Source organism: Flavobacterium chuncheonense (assembly GCF_042686145.1).
GTDB lineage: Bacteria > Bacteroidota > Bacteroidia > Flavobacteriales > Flavobacteriaceae > Flavobacterium > Flavobacterium chuncheonense.
On the sequence record NZ_JBHUPC010000012.1, the window covers coordinates 511,458 to 530,641 of the forward strand.

General features: G+C 34.6%; 13 protein-coding genes. 4 read left to right on the plus strand and 9 right to left on the minus strand.

Annotated features, from left to right (window positions below):
- Positions 1-21: 21 nt before the first annotated feature.
- Positions 22-2,250 carry a tetratricopeptide repeat-containing hybrid sensor histidine kinase/response regulator gene (locus tag ACFS5J_RS06340; protein WP_379811218.1) on the plus strand — a complete coding sequence of 743 codons (2,229 nt, stop codon included), beginning with the start codon at positions 22-24 and terminating at the stop codon, positions 2,248-2,250.
- Here the strand turns inward: ACFS5J_RS06340 and ACFS5J_RS06345 are convergent.
- Positions 2,228-3,037 carry a purine-nucleoside phosphorylase gene (locus ACFS5J_RS06345; RefSeq protein ID WP_379811219.1) on the minus strand — a complete coding sequence of 270 codons (810 nt, stop codon included), beginning with the start codon at positions 3,035-3,037 and terminating at the stop codon, positions 2,228-2,230. The genes ACFS5J_RS06340 and ACFS5J_RS06345 overlap by 23 nt on opposite strands.
- Positions 3,027-4,016 carry a tetraacyldisaccharide 4'-kinase gene (lpxK, locus tag ACFS5J_RS06350; protein WP_379811220.1) on the minus strand — a complete coding sequence of 330 codons (990 nt, stop codon included), beginning with the start codon at positions 4,014-4,016 and terminating at the stop codon, positions 3,027-3,029. Before lpxK ends, ACFS5J_RS06345 begins: the two co-directional genes overlap by 11 nt.
- Positions 4,017-4,149: 133 nt before the next feature.
- On the opposite strand from lpxK, the gene ACFS5J_RS06355 reads away from it, so the two are divergent.
- The 3 genes from ACFS5J_RS06355 to rluF all read left to right on the plus strand — a co-directional run bounded on the left by ACFS5J_RS06355 (position 4,150) and on the right by rluF (position 6,917).
- The gene (locus tag ACFS5J_RS06355) at positions 4,150-5,244 is read left to right on the plus strand and encodes a Nif3-like dinuclear metal center hexameric protein (RefSeq protein WP_379811221.1); all 1,095 of its coding nucleotides are present in this window, start codon (positions 4,150-4,152) and stop codon (positions 5,242-5,244) included.
- A gap of 1 nt (position 5,245) precedes the next feature.
- Positions 5,246-6,025 (plus strand): zinc ribbon domain-containing protein, encoded by a 780-nt coding sequence (locus tag ACFS5J_RS06360; RefSeq protein ID WP_379811222.1) that lies wholly within the window; start codon positions 5,246-5,248, stop codon positions 6,023-6,025.
- A 103-nt stretch (positions 6,026-6,128) separates the two neighbouring features.
- Positions 6,129-6,917 carry a 23S rRNA pseudouridine(2604) synthase RluF gene (gene rluF / locus ACFS5J_RS06365; protein ID WP_379811223.1) on the plus strand — a complete coding sequence of 263 codons (789 nt, stop codon included), beginning with the start codon at positions 6,129-6,131 and terminating at the stop codon, positions 6,915-6,917.
- Here rluF and ACFS5J_RS06370 read toward each other — a convergent pair.
- The 7 genes from ACFS5J_RS06370 to rplJ all read right to left on the minus strand — a co-directional run bounded on the left by ACFS5J_RS06370 (position 6,914) and on the right by rplJ (position 19,178).
- Complete coding sequence (locus ACFS5J_RS06370) at positions 6,914-7,405, minus strand: GNAT family N-acetyltransferase (protein WP_379811224.1); 492 nt, start codon at positions 7,403-7,405, stop codon at positions 6,914-6,916. The two genes, rluF and ACFS5J_RS06370, sit on opposite strands and share 4 nt — an antisense overlap.
- 75 nt (positions 7,406-7,480) lie before the next feature.
- A complete protein-coding gene (locus ACFS5J_RS06375) occupies positions 7,481-9,253 on the minus strand; it encodes a fibronectin type III domain-containing protein (RefSeq protein WP_379811225.1) in 1,773 nt (590 codons plus the stop codon).
- Positions 9,254-9,440: 187 nt separating this feature from the next.
- Positions 9,441-9,752, minus strand: a complete 312-nt coding sequence (locus tag ACFS5J_RS06380) for a DUF3467 domain-containing protein (protein WP_379811226.1) — start codon at positions 9,750-9,752, stop codon at positions 9,441-9,443.
- 75 nt (positions 9,753-9,827) lie between these two features.
- Positions 9,828-14,126: a DNA-directed RNA polymerase subunit beta' gene (gene rpoC / locus ACFS5J_RS06385; protein ID WP_379811227.1), complete on the minus strand. Its 4,299-nt coding sequence runs from the start codon at positions 14,124-14,126 to the stop codon at positions 9,828-9,830.
- Between the two features lie 66 nt (positions 14,127-14,192).
- Positions 14,193-18,005, minus strand: coding sequence for a DNA-directed RNA polymerase subunit beta (gene rpoB / locus ACFS5J_RS06390; RefSeq protein ID WP_379811228.1), 3,813 nt, complete (start codon positions 18,003-18,005; stop codon positions 14,193-14,195).
- Positions 18,006-18,248: 243 nt separating this feature from the next.
- On the minus strand, positions 18,249-18,617 hold the full coding sequence (gene rplL / locus ACFS5J_RS06395; protein WP_379811229.1) for a 50S ribosomal protein L7/L12: 369 nt from the start codon (positions 18,615-18,617) through the stop codon (positions 18,249-18,251).
- Between the two features lie 63 nt (positions 18,618-18,680).
- Positions 18,681-19,178, minus strand: a complete 498-nt coding sequence (rplJ, locus tag ACFS5J_RS06400; RefSeq protein WP_379811230.1) for a 50S ribosomal protein L10 — start codon at positions 19,176-19,178, stop codon at positions 18,681-18,683.
- Positions 19,179-19,184: the final 6 nt, after the last annotated feature.

Consider the following 19,184-nt stretch of genomic DNA (forward strand, 5'->3'; position numbering starts at 1 on the left):
ACCCACAATTCTTAACCTAAATTGAAAAAAATACTTTGTTTATTGCTGTTTTGTCTGTTTTCCATAGTAGGAAAATCTCAAGCATTGTACAAAGAAACGGCTCATATCAATGATAGTATTGACTACTATTTAGAGATTGCAATTTTTAATAAGGAAGACAAAAAATCATTCAACAAAGCAATTGTTTATACCGAAAAGGCAATTGAATTTGCCAAGATGCATACTGACAAATCAAAACTTGCCAATTGTTATTTGATTTTAGGTGGAATTTACCAAGATTTACAAAAAAATGATGAAGCTATCGAGAATTATATTCGAAGCATCAATCTCTACTCAAAAGATAATCCTAATTCAAATTTAGCACTAGCTTACTATAATTTAGGCAAATGTTATTTGGAAAAAAACAAAGCCGACCTTTCTGAAATTTACTTTAAAAAGTCAGCCTCTTTATACGAACAAATTAACTTTAATGATGCAATTGAACTTATCAATTTACAAAAAGCTATCATTCAAAAGGAAAAAGGAAATCTATTTGAGTCTGAACGTATTTTAAAAAGTACAATCAATAAAATTCGCAATAATGATGCTTTTAACGACACCAAAGTTGAAGCCTATTTTCAATTGGGCGAAATTGAATTCCTTAAAAGACATTATGACATTGCTAGTATTTATTACGAACAAGCACTAAAAACGAACCTTTCTGGAAATTACAATATAGCATTACAAAAGAAAGTTTTAAAACGATTGAGCGATGCCTATTTTGAAACCAACGAATTTGAAAAATCAAATGCTTGTCTTCAAAAATATGTTATAATATCAGACTCTATTGGAAAATATTACAACACCTTTGTTTCTGAAAACACTTTTGACAAAATTCAATTTGACAAACAATTAAAAACAATTGAAGAACTTGATAAGGAAAAGAAAAGCCAACAAAAAACACTTCGTTTTTCCAAATTAATTGTAATATTGAGTATCGCGCTAATTTCTATTTTATCACTTTTGAGTTTATCGCTCTACAAAAACAACAAAATTAGAATTAGCACCAACCGTTTACTAAAAGACAAGAACAAAGAATTAATAATCGAGAAAGAAAAAGCAGAACAAGCTTCAAAAGCACGTTCAGAATTCTTAGCAACAGTAAGTCACGAGTTGAGAACTCCTTTAAATGCTATTAATGGTATCACCTATTTACTACTACATGAAAGACCAAAGGCAAGCCAACTCAATTATTTAAAATCATTGGAGTTTTCGGGGAATTACTTGCTCAATTTCATCAATGACATTTTGGAAATTAACCGCTTGGAATCCGACAAAATTTTAGTTGAAAACATAAGTTTTAACATTAAAGAATTAGTTGACAATATCAACACTTCCTTTAATGAGTTTATCATTGAAAATAAAATCAATTTCCATTGTCAAATTGACAATAGAATCAACTACAACATCATAGGCGATCCAACGAAGATTTCTCAAATTTTAATCAATTTAATCAATAATGCGATTAAATTCAGCAAGAATGGTGATGTATGGCTAACTATAAAAGAATCCAAAAAGAGTGTCGATAATATATCCCTCTTTTTTGAAATTAAAGACAATGGTATTGGTATTCCAAAAGACAAACAAGATGCTATTTTCGATAGTTTCAGTCAAGGTTCAGTAGAAATTAACAGAACGTACGGTGGCACCGGTTTAGGATTATCTATTGTAAAAAAGATTATCGAGTTATTAGGTTCAAAAATCGAGTTGGAAAGCGACACCAATAAAGGTACTACTTTCAAATTTGAATTGAACTTTAAAAAAGGGGAGCTACATCAAAAACCTCTAGTAAATAATGTAAGCGTTGAGGATAACAATCTGTTATTTGTTAACAAAAAAATACTTTTGGTTGAAGACAATAAAATCAACCAAATGATTACACATAAAATGCTGGAGAAAAAAGGCGTTATCTGTACAATCATTGAAAACGGTGAAGACGCAATTTCACATTTAAAAACAAATACTTACGATTTGATTTTGATGGATGTCCACTTGCCGGGTATAAACGGAACTGAAGCAACTGAAGAAATCAGAAAATTCAACACTCAAACACCAATTATTGCCTTAACTGCCATTTCTTTAAATGAAAATAAAGAGATGCTCATGTCGTATGGGATGGATGATGTAATCACAAAACCATTTGTTCCTACTAATTTCTACCAAATATTAGCATGCTTTTTAAGTCGTGCTAATCGAGAAGAAAACGCTTAATCAAAGTACGCACTTTTGGTTCAGCAGCGTTGGCAGCTGCAAGTACTTCCTCATGATTAACCGATCCAATTGCTGCTTCATTACCTACATCTGTTATTACTGACAAACCCAAACATTGCATTCCCATATGTTTTGCAACAATAACTTCTGGTACCGTAGACATTCCCACACAGTCACCTCCTAAACGATAGACCATTCTGTACTCGGATAGCGTTTCAAAAGTAGGTCCTTGCAGACTCAAATACACCCCTTCATGCAATTCAATTTCACATTGACCAGCAATCCTTTTCAACCTATTATTCAAACTAACAGAATAAGGCTCACTCATGTTGACAAAACGGGGCCCAAAACGTTCATCGTTATGCCCACGCAACGGATGTTCAGGCATCATGTTAATATGATCTGTAATAAGCATAATATCCCCCACTTTAAAATTCGGATTTACCCCTCCAGAAGCATTGGAAACAATCAACTTATCTACTCCCAAATATTTCAATACTCGAATTGGAAATGTAACTTCCTGCATCGTATAACCTTCATAATAGTGAAAGCGACCTTGCATAGCAACAACTTTTGTCTTTCCTACGGTTCCAAACAACAAGCCCCCTTCATGTCCTTGTACGGTAGTAACCGGAAAATTAGGAATTTCAGCATAAGACAGTTTATAAACTACTTCTATATCCTCCACAAATCCACCTAAACCAGAACCTAGAACAATTCCATATTCTGGAACAAAATCAGTTTTACCCTTAATAAAACTAACAGTTGCTTGTACTTTATCCCACATAACGCAATATTGTTTGTTGAAACACTTCCGATGAATGTATCAGTTTAGACTGAATTGGCAAATAAAAAAGTTGATGAGAAGGCAGTTTCCCTTTCAATCTCATATAATCTTTTTCTGTAGTAACTATTTTTCGATTTTGTGCTGTACTTTTAATTTTTTCCAAATCTTGTTCCGTAAAATTATGGTGATCTGGAAAAATTATTTTCTCAATTTTCACTTTTCCAAAAAAATCAAAAAACAAATCCGGTTTTGCGATTCCAGCCACTAATACAATATCATCCAAATCAGCAACACTTTGCGTTCCATTCTCTGAATATACCTTTTGATCATATTCAATCGTACTAAAATATACTGGAACTTCTACTTTTAATTTCTTTTTAATTTCCGATTGCTCCGTTTCAGACAAACCACTCGGACACTTCGTCACGATTACTACATCAGCCCTCTTCTTACCTCGGGAAGGCTCGCGCAAATTTCCAAAAGGTAAAATATAATCATCACAAAATAAATCACTATATGTCGTTAGCAAAACGTAAAAACCAGCTTTTACTTTACGATGCTGATAAGCATCATCCAATAAAATCACCTCTGGATTCACTCTTTTTAGCAACTCTTGAATTCCATTTCTTCTATCCGCATCTACCGCTACTGACACATGAGGAAACTTAGAATAAAACTGAAAGGGTTCATCGCCTAAAATTGCAGCATCAGACTGATTATCTGCTAAAACAAATCCTTCAGAAGTTCTTTTATAACCACGACTCAAAGTAGCCACCTTATAGTCATTCAACATCCGAATCAACATTTCAATATGTGGTGTTTTACCTGTTCCTCCAACAGACAAATTACCCACAGCTATTACAGGCAAATTGAATGTCGAACTTTTAAAAAAACCAACATCGTACAACCAATTGCGTACATAAGTTATGACCCAATAAATTATAGCAAATGGAAATAGTATTTTTCGTAACAAAATCATAGTACGAAAGTACGTTTTTTTATAATTGGCTTAAAATTAAAATGAGGTAAAATAGACTAAAGCACTTCACTTTTATCCAAAATAACTTTGAGAATTTACAAAAAAAATGTAGGTTTGAAAGAAATAAAGCAGTATGAAACTAAATCAAATCCTAACGATTTTAGATGAAATGGCGCCACTAGCCTACGCCGAAGATTTTGACAACGTCGGTTTATTGGTTGGTAATCAAAATGAAGACGTTACAGGAATTTTAGTTTGTCACGATGCCCTTGAAACGGTAATTGATGAAGCCATTTCAAAAAAGTGCAATTTAGTTGTCTGCTTCCACCCCATTCTTTTTAGTGGAATCAAAAAAATTACAGGTAAAAACTACGTTGAAAGAGCTATTTTAAAAGCCATCAAAAACGATATTGCTATTTATGCAATTCACACCGCCTTAGACAATCATAAAAAAGGAGTCAATAAAATTTTGTGTGACTCTTTAGGCTTAACAAATACCCGCATATTAATACCAAAACGAAATTTTATTAAAAAATTAGTTACCTATACCCTACCTGAGAATGCTACAGAACTCCGTAATGCTTTGTTTGATGCAGGTGCTGGTAAAATAGGCAACTATGAAGACTGCAGTTTCAATAGTAAGGGAATTGGGACTTATATGGGGAATGAAGATAGCAATCCAGAAGTAGGAAGCCGTTTTGAATTTGTAGAAAATGAAGAAATAAAAATTGAAGTTACTTTTGAAAAACATCTAGAAGCTAAAATTTTAAAAGCTTTATTCAAACATCATGTTTACGAAGAGGTGGCTTATGAAATTTACGCATTAGAAAATCAACATCAAAATATTGGTTTAGGAATGATCGGTGAATTTGAAAAACCTATTACTGAACAAGAATTACTCGCCTTAACTAAACATAATTTACAATGTGGAGGAATTCGTCACAGTGCACTTACTGGTAAAGTAATTCGAAAAGTTGCTGTTTTGGGTGGTTCTGGTAGTTATGCTATTAATAACGCTATCGCCTCTGGTGCAGACGCCTATATAACGGCGGATTTGAAATACCACCAATTTTACGAGGCCGAAAACAAACTCCTTTTAGCTGATATCGGACACTTTGAGAGTGAAAGATTTACAAAAAATTATATTGTTGATTATCTTAAAGAAAAAATCACTAATTTTGCAATCATTTTATCAGAAGAAAATACAAACCCGGTTCAATATTTTTAATATGGCAAACACAAAAGAACTAAGCGTAGAAGACAAATTAAGAGCAATTTATGCCTTACAACTTATTGATTCTAAAATAGATGAAATTAGAAACGTAAGAGGTGAATTACCGCTAGAAGTAGAAGATTTAGAAGATGAAGTAGCAGGTCTTACTACACGTTTAGACAAGTTAAAAAATGACTTAGAGGTTATCGATACGCAAATCAAAGAGAAAAAAAATGCTATTGACGAACATAAAGCAACGATAAAAAAATATCTAGAGCAACAAAAAAATGTTCGTAACAATAGAGAGTTTAACTCATTGACTAAAGAAATTGAGTTTCAAGAACTTGAAATTCAATTGGCTGAAAAGCACATCAAAGAAATGAAAGTTTCTATTGAACACAAAAAAGAAGTTGTGGGGCAATCAAAAGAAAAATTAGATGCTAAACAACAACACTTAAAACACAAAAAATCAGAATTAAGCGATATTATGGCTGAAACTGAGAAAGACGAAAATTTCTTGATGGAAAAATCTTCAGAATATCAAGGAAAAATTGAAGATCGTTTGTTAGAAGCTTATAATAGAATCCGTTCAAGTGTTCGTAATGGTTTAGCTGTTGTTTCTATTGAACGTGGTGCATCTGCTGGTTCATTTTTCACTATTCCACCACAAACACAAATGGAGATAGCTGGGCGTAAAAAAATCATTACAGATGAGCACAGTGGCCGTATTTTAATTGACAGTGTATTAGCTGATGAAGTAAGAGAAAGTATGGAAAAACTTTTTGCAAAAATGTAATTTATTGCATCTTAATATATAAAAATCCCAATCGAAAGATTGGGATTTTTGTTTTAAAGTCATTCTTAGACAACAATTACCAAAAAGAATATATCTTTGCAGTATGGAAGAAAAGTTAACACGTATTAATAAATTTTTATCCGAATCTGGATTTTGTTCTCGCAGAGAAGCCGATAAATTAATCGAACAAGGAAGAGTTACTATTAATGGTGAAATCCCTGAAATGGGCACTAAAATTGGTCCAAATGATGAAGTTCGCGTAAACGGACAACTTGTTCAAGAAAAAAAAGGAAGTTTTGTGTATTTAGCCTTCAACAAGCCTCCTGGAATTGAGTGCACTACAAATCCCGAAATTCGTGACAACATTATTGATTATATCAATTATCCTGAACGTATTTTTCCTATTGGCCGTTTGGACAAGGCCAGCGAAGGTTTAATTTTTCTTACCAATGACGGTGACATTGTAAATAAAATTTTACGCGCTCGTAACAATCACGAAAAAGAATATGTAGTTACCGTAAACAAACCTATTACAGAACGTTTTATCCAGCGTATGGGAAATGGAATTCCAATTTTGGAAACCATCACGCGTAAATGTAAAGTAGAACAAGTAAGCAAATATGTGTTTCGAATTGTTTTAACACAAGGTTTAAACCGTCAAATTCGAAGAATGTGTGAGTATTTGGATTACGAAGTAACGGCTTTAAAGCGTACTCGTATCATCAATATTTCATTGGACGTTCCTGTTGGAGCCTATCGTTTACTTACTGAAAAGGAAATTACCGATTTGAACCAACTTATCGCTCCATCATCTAAAACAGAAGAAGCCAGTTTACCGAGTAACAAGGCAAAGTTTACTGGAAAACGAAATTACGGTTCGAGAAATCGTTAAATTTCAACTTCCATTACATAATCATCCATAACGTAACCGCGGCCAATTTCAATTACTTCGTCTTTCACAATTTTGAAGCCTAATTTGGTATAAAAATGTCGGGCAGTATTGTACTTGTTCACATTTAGAAAAATTGCATTTTGTTCATTTTGCAACGCAATTTCTTTTACTTTTTCAAAAAGGAGTTTCCCAACACCAAAGCCTTGCGTTTCGGGTAAAACATAAATTTTATGAATTTTAATTTTCTGTGGTTGACAATTGATTTCATAAGCAACAAAACCTACCGCATTACCTGTATTATCAAAGGCCAAATAAAACACTTGCCCCTGCTCCATTTGCTTTTGTAAAGCCTCTTCAGAATAGAACATCTTCAACATGTAATCTAATTGCTCTGAACTTAAAATTTCTGCATAGGCAATAGGCCAAATGGCTCTTGCCAATTGTTCAATGATTGAAATTTGTGAAAAAGTCGCTTTTTGAAGTCTCATTGTAATTTAAATTAATTTTCAAAAATAAAAAAGCCGTATTGATATTCAATACGGCTAACTAAAATAAAGTAAAAATTACAACTTAACCTTCTTGGTTATTTTGCCTGCTTCAGTAAAAATTTCAACTAACACAATTTGATTGGTAGCTGAAATATCTTGTATCCATAGATCAGATGCATTCACTAATGATTTTGAAACCAATAATCTTCCCTGTAAATCATAAACCAATACATCCGTCATTAAAACTTCTCTTGTATTGATAACTATACCTCCATCTTTAGCAAAAACAAATGCATTGTTTTTTAATACAGTTCCTAAACTTAAAGTGTTTGACTCAATTACAAAATCATCGATATGAAAATCAACATCAGTAGCCGTTGTATTTGTTGTTGCCACAAAAGCGATTTTTACTACACCACTGTAAGCTGTTAGAGGTAAAATCTCATCTACTCCTGTGTTGGAATAAGAACCTGCTCCAGTATACGTTTTTATTACATTGGCATCAGACCATGTTGTTCCTCCATCGGTTGAAATAACTACTTTAACACTGTGGGTCCCTAGTGTACTTTGTGTTGCAGTCCCGTTATATGAAGTTACCGCATACTTATAACGCAATTGATAAGCACCTGGAGTAGTCCCTAAATTAATTGGATTTGAAATAAACCAGTCTTTTTTATTATTGTATAAATTAATTGAAACTCCTTTATTAGACGCACTACTATTTGCAAATCCATTCGTTTTAAGTTTCCACTGACTATCCACATTACTCAAAATAGAGTTACTCTCTAACACTCCTGTTGCTTCAGACCAACAATTTGGACTTGGAGCAATTCCATTAAAAGTATCAAAGTTCTCTACACTTAATGGAGCAACACTAGCATCACAAGCAGTAGTAAAACTACCTCCACTTGCCCAAGTACTAGTATCACCACCTCCACAACTTGCACGAACCCACCAATAATATGTTGTCCCTGAGTTAAAACCAATTGCGTCAAAAGGAGAAACTTGATTAATATCAGAAGGTGCTGTAGCACTTGTAGGAGGAGTGTTTGAAGTACTCCAGTAAATATCATAATCATTAGATGGATTACTTGTAGAAGCAGTCCAACTCATGATGGCTTCATAAGTCTGTATATTACTTATGGCTAAATCACTTGGTGGCAAACAGTTTGGTTGATTCCAAGTATACGTTAAACCATCAACTGGCCCTACTAAAGTTGACCAAGTCATTTTAGCAGTGTTTGATGTTCCTGACGAACTATTTGACCAATCTGTTGTGGTTGTTCTGTTAAAATAATTAGATGTTGAAGTACCGACGATTCCAACTTGCCCAAAATAACTATTAGCTCTTGCTGAAGGACCATAAACTATTTGAACAGCATTTGTAGTCTCATAAAGTTTTATTTGCACCGATAGCTGATTTGCCGTAGATGACCATTCTACATAATAATTAGGGTATTCAATAGTCAACACCCTGTCTGGAGCTGTTCCTGATACTTCATAAACAACTGCTCCATTTGTTTTACCATCACGAGCAAAAAAAGCAACTGCAGGCCCAACACCGCTAGAGCTTATAGGTGTACTCGTTGATTGAGGAGCCTGAGAACCAAATTTAATAAAACCATTTGGTGATGCAGAAAATTGCGTATACGTTACACCATCTAAAACAAAATCAAATCCGATGTTTGTCAAAGGAGACGAACCGTAATCAGTACCCGCAGCTAATACTGCAGTAGTAGAAGTAATTGGAGTAAATGTCCCTAAAGTTTGAGTAAAAGAATAATTACTCAATTGACCATAAAAGAAAGAGGTACACAATAAGAACAATAAAAATGTAATTTTTCTCATAGTTAAAGTTTTTAATAACACATCATGTGAATGAAGCGCAAATGAATAAAAACTCGGCAAAAAAGCTCTGTTTTACACTACTACAAAAAGACTACAAGTTATAAAAACCACTAAATAAAACACTTACAAACAAAAGGAGCTCATTACAATGAATGAGCTCCTTCAATAGTTTCACTATATAAATGAATTATGCTTGACCTGTTGGACCAAAATTCAAAGGTAAATTAGGTGCTTCACCTTCTGTAATTTCACCGTGCTGACTTTCAAAACGCCTTACATTTTCAGCTAAAGCTTTTAATAATCGCTTTGCATGTTGAGGCGTTAAAACAATTCTAGACTTTACTTTTGCTTTCGGCACACCTGGCATAATAGAAACAAAATCTACTACAAATTCACTATTTGAATGGTTGATAATTGCCAAGTTTGAATAGATACCTTCAGCAATTTTCTCGTCAAGTTCAATATTAATTTGACCTTGTTGTGGGTTGTTATTTTCCATAATTGATATAGTTAAAAAAACCTAACAGAAATTCATCTGTTAGGTTTTTGGTTATATGATTTGTTAATAAAATTTTTAGAAGTTTATTTCTTCTTTAATTCCCATTAACTCATTGTATTCTTCTTTCGATCCAACGATAATGTTGTCATATTCTCTCATACCTGTACCTGCAGGTATTCTGTGTCCAACAATAACATTTTCTTTCAATCCTTCTAAGGTATCAATTTTACCTGCTACAGCAGCTTCATTTAACACTTTAGTAGTTTCCTGGAACGATGCAGCCGAGATAAACGATTTCGTTTGTAATGACGCTCTCGTAATACCTTGAAGTACTGGAGTAGCTGTTGCAGGGATAACATCTCTAGCAATAACTAAGTTTTTATCATTACGTTTTAACAACGAATTCTCATCTCTTAATTGACGTGGAGAAATGATTTGACCTGGTTTAAGATTTTCAGAATCACCTGCATCTTCTACCATTTTCATTCCGTACAACTTGTCATTTTCAACAATAAAGTCTTTTGTATGAGCCAATTGATCTTCTAAGAATAAAGTATCTCCTGGATCAACAATTCTAACCTTACGCATCATTTGACGAATTACCACCTCAAAGTGCTTGTCATTAATTTTTACCCCTTGTAAACGGTATACCTCTTGAATTTCGTTAACCAAATACTGTTGAACAGCTGCTGGTCCTTTAATTCTTAAGATATCCTCAGGTGTAATAGCACCGTCAGAAAGAGAAGTTCCTGCTTTCACGAAGTCATTCTCTTGAACTAAAATTTGGTTCGAAAGTTTTACTAAGTATTTCTTAACATCACCAAATTTCGATTCGATAGCAATCTCACGGTTACCACGTTTAATTTTTCCAAAAGTTACAACACCATCAATCTCAGATACTACTGCTGGATTTGAAGGATTACGTGCTTCTAAAAGCTCAGTAATTCTAGGTAAACCTCCAGTAATATCACTTGATTTAGAAGAACGACGAGGAATTTTTACAAGTACTTTACCTGCTTTAATTTTCTCTCCGTCATCTACCATAAGGTGTGCCCCCACTGGTAAGTTATAAGAACGTATTAATTCTCCGTCTTTACCATAAATTAATAAAGTAGGGATTAATTTTTTATTACGTGCTTCCGAAACTACTTTTTCTTGGAAACCTGTTTGCTCATCAATCTCAACAGCGAAAGATTCACCTTGTTTAAGATCTTCATATTCTACTTTACCCGTAAATTCTGAAACAATTACCCCATTATAAGGGTCCCATTTACAGATTACAGCTCCTTTATCAACAGTATCACCGTCTTTAACGAAAATACTAGAACCGTAAGGAATGTTGTGCGTATTTAAAACAATTCCTGTTTTAACGTCAACTAATTTCAATTCGGTAGAACGAGAAATAACGATATCTACGGCATTACCATCTGCATCTTCACCTTTAACAGTTTTCAAGTCTTCTATTTCTAAACGACCTGCAAACTTAGTGATGATGCTTGACTCTTCAGATAAACCTCCAGCAACCCCTCCAACGTGGAACGTACGAAGTGTTAACTGTGTACCTGGCTCTCCAATTGACTGTGCAGCAATTACACCAACAGCTTCACCTTTTTGAGTCATTTTACCAGTAGCTAAGTTTCTTCCGTAACATTTCGCACAAATACCTTGAGTTGCCTCACATGTTAATGGCGAACGTACTTCAACGCTTTCGATAGGAGTACCATCTAAACGTTTCACGATAGCTTCTGTTATTTCTTCACCTTCATGGATTAAAATTTCAGAAGTAAGTGGATTTACAACATTGTGTAATGCCACACGACCTAAAATTCTTTCTCCTAAAGATTCAACGATTTCTTCATTTTTCTTTAATGGCATTACCTCAATACCTCTTAAAGTACCACAGTCTACAGAGTTTACAATTACATCTTGAGAAACGTCATGTAACCTTCTTGTTAAGTAACCTGCATCGGCAGTTTTAAGAGCGGTATCCGCAAGACCTTTACGCGCACCGTGAGTAGAGATAAAGTACTCAAGGATAGAAAGACCTTCTTTAAAGTTCGATAAAATCGGGTTTTCAATAATTTCACCACCACCAGCTGTCGATTTTTTAGGCTTAGCCATCAAACCACGCATACCAGTTAACTGACGAATCTGCTCTTTAGACCCCCTTGCTCCTGAGTCAAGCATCATATATACCGAGTTGAAACCTTGTTGGTCCTCACGGATATTTTTCATTGCTAACTCTGTTAATTGAGCATTGGCAGAAGTCCAAATATCAATAACCTGATTGTAACGTTCGTTATTGGTGATAAGACCCATGTTATAGTTCAATGAAATTGCATCAACTTGCTCACGCGCATCAGCAATCAATTGCTCTTTTTGTTCTGGAATTCTAATATCACCTAATGAGAATGATAAACCACCTTTGAAAGCGAATTTATATCCCATATTTTTCATATTATCTAAGAATTCAGCTGTTGTAGGAACATCTGTAGCACCTAAGATATCACCGATAATATCACGTAATGATTTTTTGGTTAATACTTGGTTAATGTATCCTGCAGCTTCTGGCACTACCTCGTTAAACAATACTCTACCTACAGTAGTTTGAATAATTTGATAAACCAATTCTCCATTTTCGTTAAAGTCTTTTGCTCTTACTTTAATACGAGCATTCAACTCAACTTTTCCTTCGTTTAATGCAATGTTAACCTCTTCAGCAGAGTAGAATGTCATACCTTCTCCCAAAATTTTCTTCTCTGGAGTAGATAAACGTTCTTTTGTCATATAATATAAACCAAGAACCATGTCCTGAGATGGTACCGTGATAGGTGCTCCATTTGCAGGATTCAAGATATTATGAGACGCTAACATCAACAATTGTGCTTCAAGAATAGCCTCTGGTCCTAATGGTAAGTGTACCGCCATCTGGTCACCATCGAAATCGGCATTAAACGCCGTACATACTAATGGGTGTAACTGGATTGCTTTTCCTTCAATTAACTTAGGTTGGAATGCTTGAATACCTAAACGGTGAAGCGTAGGAGCACGGTTCAATAATACAGGATGTCCTTTAATTACATTCTCTAAAATGTCCCATACTACTGGCTCTTTTTTGTCAATAATCTTCTTAGCCGACTTAACTGTTTTAACAATTCCCCTTTCGATTAACTTACGAATGACGAATGGTTTGTACAATTCAGCAGCCATATCTTTTGGAAGACCACACTCGTATAATTTCAACTCAGGTCCAACAACAATTACCGAACGTGCAGAGTAATCAACACGCTTACCTAATAAGTTTTGACGGAAACGTCCTTGCTTACCTTTTAACGAGTCAGATAACGATTTTAATGGTCTGTTTGATTCCGTTTTTACAGCTGAAGCTTTTCTTGTATTATCAAATAATGAATCTACCGCTTCTTGTAACATACGTTTTTCATTACGTAAGATTACTTCTGGAGCTTTAATTTCCATTAATCGTTTCAAACGATTGTTACGGATAATTACTCTACGGTATAAGTCATTTAAATCTGATGTTGCAAAACGACCTCCATCAAGTGGTACTAACGGACGTAATTCTGGTGGAATAACCGGAATTGCTTTTAAGATCATCCAAGAAGGATTGTTCTCTCTGTTTCTGTTAGCCTCACGGAACGCTTCAACAACTTGTAAACGTTTCAACGCTTCAGTTTTACGTTGTTTAGAAGTTTCATTACTTGCTGCGTGACGTAATTGGTAAGATAAATCATCTAAATCAATACGCTCTAACAAGTCCATAATACATTCAGCACCCATTTTGGCGATGAATTTATTTGGATCTGAGTCATCTAAATATTGGTTTTCCATTGGAAGTGTATCTTGAATATTCAAGTACTCCTCTTCTGTTAAGAAATCCAATTTGTTTAAAGTTTCACCCTCTAAACCTTTTGCAATACCTGGTTGAATTACTACATATCTTTCGTAATAGATAATCATATCTAATTTCTTAGATGGTAATCCTAATAGGTATCCAATTTTATTTGGTAACGAACGGAAATACCAGATATGAGCGATTGGCACCACTAAATTAATGTGACCAACTCTATCTCTACGTACTTTCTTTTCCGTTACTTCAACACCACATCGGTCACAAACGATTCCTTTGTAGCGAATTCTTTTATACTTACCACAAGCACATTCATAATCTTTTACTGGACCGAAAATACGCTCACAGAATAGACCATCGCGTTCTGGTTTATGCGTACGATAGTTGATAGTTTCTGGCTTTAAAACCTCACCTCTAGACTCTCCTAAAATTGACTCTGGAGAAGCTAAACCTATCGTAATTCTGTTAAATCTTTTAACGGTGTTTTTATCTTTTAATCTTGTCATGATATGAATACTATCGATTTTGTAAAAAACGTTATAAAGGGAGCAATCGAAATTGCCCCCGTAAAATTATTCTTCTAATCTGATGTCTAAACCTAGACCTTTTAATTCATGCATTAATACATTGAATGATTCAGGTAATCCTGGTTCTGGCATCGTTTCACCCTTAACGATAGACTCGTAAGTTTTAGCTCTACCAATAACGTCATCAGATTTAACCGTCAAGATTTCTCTTAAGGTACTTGAAGCACCGTATGCCTCAAGAGCCCAAACCTCCATCTCTCCAAAACGCTGACCTCCGAATTGAGCTTTACCTCCTAATGGTTGCTGCGTAATTAATGAGTATGGACCAATAGAACGTGCGTGCATCTTATCATCTACCATGTGTCCTAATTTCAACATGTAAATTACACCCACAGTTGCTGGTTGGTGGAAACGCTCTCCAGTTCCTCCATCATACAAGTATGTATGACCGAATCTAGGAATTCCAGCCTCGTCTGTTAAAGCATTAATTTGATCTAAAGAAGCTCCATCAAAAATTGGTGTAGCAAACTTTCTACCTAAATTCATACCTGCCCATCCAAGTACTGTTTCATAAATCTGACCGATGTTCATACGAGAAGGTACTCCAAGTGGATTCAATACGATATCTACTGGTGTTCCGTCTTCTAAGAATGGCATATCTTCATGACGTACAATTCTTGCAACAATACCTTTGTTACCGTGACGACCCGCCATTTTATCACCCACTTTAAGTTTACGTTTCTTAGCGATATAAACTTTAGCTAGTTTTAAAATTCCTGCTGGTAATTCATCTCCAACTGTAATTGTAAATTTCTCTCTTCTCAACCAACCTTGTAAATCGTTTAATTTGATTTTGTAGTTGTGAATTAAGTCGTTTACTAATTTATTTGTTGCATCATCAGTAGCCCATTGTCCTTTTGTAAGGTGAGCAAAATCTTCAACTGCGTTAAGCATTTTTTGAGTATATTTTTTACCTTTTGGTAAAACTTCTTCACCCAAATCATTCATAACACCTTGTGATGTTTTACCATTCACAATGTTGAATAATTTTTCTACTAATGTATCTTTTAATTCGTTGTATTTTACTTCGAATTCTGTATCCAATCTATCGATATCTTCTTTATCTTTAGAGCGTTTACGCTTATCTTTTACTGCTTTCGCGAATAATTTTTTATCTAAAACAACACCGTGTAATGAAGGAGAAGCTTTTAATGAAGCATCTTTTACATCACCTGCTTTGTCACCGAAGATAGCGCGTAATAATTTCTCTTCTGGAGTAGGATCAGACTCTCCTTTAGGAGTAATCTTACCGATAAGAATGTCGCCAGGTTTAACCTCTGCACCAATTCTAATCATTCCGTTCTCATCCAAATCTTTAGTAGCTTCTTCAGAAACGTTAGGAATATCATTAGTCAACTCTTCGTTACCTAATTTTGTATCTCTAACCTCTAATGAATAGTCATCGATGTGGATAGATGTAAAGATATCATCACGAACTACTTTTTCAGAAATTACAATCGCATCCTCGAAATTGTATCCTTTCCAAGGCATGAAGGCTACTTTTAAGTTTCTACCTAAAGCTAACTCTCCATTTTGCGTTGCATATCCTTCACAAAGGACTTGACCTTTTTTAACTTTATCACCTTTTCTTACGATTGGTTTTAAGTTAATAGAAGTACTTTGGTTGGTTTTTCTGAACTTGATTAACTGATAGGTTTTGTCATCAGAGTCAAAACTTACCATACGCTCTTCATCCGTTCTGTCGTACTTGATTGTAATTTTATTGGCATCAACATAAGTTACAACACCACTTCCTTCAGCATTAATCAATACTCTTGAATCAGAAGCAACTTGTCTTTCTAATCCAGTTCCTACGATAGGAGCTTCAGGACGTAATAAAGGAACTGCTTGACGCATCATGTTTGATCCCATCAATGCACGGTTCGCATCATCGTGCTCTAAGAATGGAATCAAAGAAGCTGAGATAGAAGCAATCTGGTTAGGAGCAACGTCTGTATAGTGAACAACTGTAGGTTCTACTACTGGGAAGTCACCTTCCTCACGAGCAATAACTTTTTCAGCTGTAATTTGACCAGCATCACTCATTTCAATGTTTGCTTGCGCAATCATTTTACCTTCTTCTTCTTCAGCACTTAAATAAATTGGTTCAGATACTAAATCAACGACACCATTTTCAACCTTACGGTAAGGTGTCTCAATGAATCCCATTCCATTTACTTTAGCATAAACTCCAAGAGATGAAATCAAACCAATGTTTGGTCCCTCTGGTGTTTCAATAGGACATAAACGTCCGTAATGTGTATAGTGAACGTCACGAACCTCGAACCCAGCACGCTCTCTAGATAAACCTCCAGGTCCAAGTGCAGATAGACGACGTTTGTGTGTGATCTCGGCTAATGGATTCGTTTGATCCATAAACTGAGATAACTGGTTGGTTCCAAAGAATGAATTAATAACCGATGATAATGTTTTAGCATTAATCAAATCGATTGGTGTAAACACCTCGTTATCACGAACGTTCATTCTCTCACGGATCGTTCTTGCCATACGAGCAAGACCTACACCAAATTGTTGTGACAATTGCTCACCAACAGTTCTTACACGACGGTTTGATAAGTGATCAATATCATCAATCTCAGCTTTTGAGTTGATTAACTCAATCAAATATTTTACAATTGTAATGATATCCTCTTTGGTCAACACTTGTTTTTCCATTGGGATATCCAAACCTAATTTTTTGTTCATTCTATAACGACCAACCTCACCTAAGTTGTAACGTTGATCAGAGAAGAATAATTTATCGATAATACCACGAGCCGTTTCCTCATCAGGCGGTTCTGCGTTACGCAACTGACGGTAAATGTGCTCAACAGCTTCTTTTTCTGAGTTTGTTGGGTCTTTTTGTAAAGTGTTGTGGATAATAGTATAGTCAGCCGCATTATTATCTTCTTTATGTAAAAGAATAGCTTTAACGTCAGCATCTAAAATTTCCTCAACATTATCTTTATCTAAAATAGTATCACGATCCAAGATAATCTCGTTACGCTCAATAGATACTACTTCACCTGTATCTTCATCTACGAAATCTTCATGCCATGTATTTAACACACGAGCAGCAAGTCTTCTTCCGATGTATTTTTTAAGACCAGTTTTTGATACTTTTATTTCTTCCGCTAAGTCGAAAATCTCCAAGATATCTTTATCTCTTTCGAAACCGATAGCTCTAAATAAAGTAGTTACAGGTAATTTTTTCTTTCTATCGATATAAGCATACATTACGCTGTTAATATCGGTAGCGAATTCAATCCAAGATCCTTTGAAAGGAATAATTCTTGCAGAATATAATTTTGTACCATTTGCATGGAACGATTGTCCAAAGAATACACCCGGAGATCTGTGTAACTGAGAAACAACAACACGCTCTGCACCATTGATAACAAAAGTACCGCTTGGTGTCATGTATGGAATAGTTCCTAAGTAAACATCTTGTACAATTGTTTCAAAATCTTCATGTTCAGGGTCTGTACAGTATAGTTTCAAACGTGCTTTTAAAGGCACACTATAGGTAAGTCCTCTGTCAATACACTCTTCAATTGTATAACGAGGTGGGTCTATAAAATAATCAAGAAATTCTAATACGAATTGGTTTCTTGTATCCGTAATTGGAAAATTTTCCATGAAGGTATTATAAAGACCTTCGTTGCCTCTTTCATCAGATTTGGTTTCTAGTTGGAAGAAATCTTTAAATGATTTCACCTGAATATCTAGAAAATCCGGATAATCTGGAATGTTTTTTGTTGAAGCAAAATTTAATCTTTCAGTCTGATTAGCAATCATCAATGGACAAATTTTTGATTTAAAAAAGTAATTTTCGTGTCAAAAACACTATGTAATTTATACTTCCTTTAAAAATAATCAACACATCTTTAAAAATAAACCAGGAAAGTTAGTTTGTTTTCTTTCTTCGTATTGACTACTGTATTTGTGTAAAAAATGTAAAATTCTTTTTATACGCAAAATGGTTTAGGCCTTTGAGAGGTTATCCCAAGGCCTAAACCTAGCTTTTTAGCTTAGTTTTAATTATTTAAGCTCAACTACTGCTCCAGCTTCTTCTAAAGCTTTCTTAAGACCTTCAGCCTCATCTTTAGAAACACCTTCTTTAACGTTTGTTGGAGCTCCGTCAACTACATCTTTAGCTTCTTTAAGACCTAAACCTGTTAATTCTTTAACAGCTTTAACTACTGCTAATTTAGAAGCACCAGCATCTTTTAATACTACTGTAAATTCAGTTTGCTCAGCAGCAGCTTCACCAGCACCACCTCCAGCAACTACAACAGCTGCAGCAGCAGGCTCGATACCATACTCATCTTTTAATATTGTTGCTAATTCGTTAACTTCTTTAACTGTTAAGTTAACTAATTGTTCTGCGAATTGTTTTAAATCTGCCATTTTTTCTATCTTTAATGATTTTGTAAAATATAATAATTTATTTGTGCGCTCTTTTGGTAAAATTTATTCTGCAGCGTCTTCTTTTCCTTCTTGGTTCTGAAGTGCAGAGATGATTCTTTGAGCAGGAGACTGAAGTAAACCGATAATTTCTGCGATAACTTCCTCTTTAGATTTAATAGATACTAATGCATCTAATTGCTCATCACCAATATAAATTTCTTCGTTGATGAATGCTCCTTTTAAAACTGGTTTTTTCCCTTTTTTACGGAACTCTTTAATGATTTTTGCAGGCCCATTAGCTGTTTCTGCAATCATTATAGAGGTATTTCCTTTTAAAGTAGAAGGTAAATCACCAAAGTTTGCTTCTGAAGCCTCCATTGCTTTTGCAAGCAAAGTATTCTTAACAACTTCTAATTTGATACCTGCTTTAAAACAAGCTCTTCTTAAATTTGAAGTTGTATCTGCATCAAGTCCTGAAGTATCCGCTAAATAAATAACATTAACTCCCGCTAACTGTGCAGTTAAATTTTCAATCGCGATTGATTTTTCTTCTCTAGTCATACTAAA

Excerpts from the sequence above, each read along its gene's own strand:
- rpoC (WP_379811227.1), bottom strand. The coding sequence starts at position 14,126 with ATGACAAGATTAAAAGATAAAAACACCGTTAAAAGATTTAACAGAATT.
- ACFS5J_RS06355 (WP_379811221.1), top strand. The coding sequence starts at position 4,150 with ATGAAACTAAATCAAATCCTAACGATTTTAGATGAAATGGCGCCACTA.
- ACFS5J_RS06380 (WP_379811226.1), bottom strand. The coding sequence starts at position 9,752 with ATGGAAAATAACAACCCACAACAAGGTCAAATTAATATTGAACTTGAC.
- lpxK (WP_379811220.1), bottom strand. The coding sequence starts at position 4,016 with ATGATTTTGTTACGAAAAATACTATTTCCATTTGCTATAATTTATTGG.
- rplJ (WP_379811230.1), bottom strand. The coding sequence starts at position 19,178 with ATGACTAGAGAAGAAAAATCAATCGCGATTGAAAATTTAACTGCACAG.
- rpoB (WP_379811228.1), bottom strand. The coding sequence starts at position 18,005 with ATGATTGCTAATCAGACTGAAAGATTAAATTTTGCTTCAACAAAAAAC.
- ACFS5J_RS06345 (WP_379811219.1), bottom strand. The coding sequence starts at position 3,037 with ATGTGGGATAAAGTACAAGCAACTGTTAGTTTTATTAAGGGTAAAACT.
- rplL (WP_379811229.1), bottom strand. The coding sequence starts at position 18,617 with ATGGCAGATTTAAAACAATTCGCAGAACAATTAGTTAACTTAACAGTT.
- ACFS5J_RS06370 (WP_379811224.1), bottom strand. The coding sequence starts at position 7,405 with ATGAGACTTCAAAAAGCGACTTTTTCACAAATTTCAATCATTGAACAA.
- ACFS5J_RS06375 (WP_379811225.1), bottom strand. The coding sequence starts at position 9,253 with ATGAGAAAAATTACATTTTTATTGTTCTTATTGTGTACCTCTTTCTTT.
- ACFS5J_RS06360 (WP_379811222.1), top strand. The coding sequence starts at position 5,246 with ATGGCAAACACAAAAGAACTAAGCGTAGAAGACAAATTAAGAGCAATT.
- rluF (WP_379811223.1), top strand. The coding sequence starts at position 6,129 with ATGGAAGAAAAGTTAACACGTATTAATAAATTTTTATCCGAATCTGGA.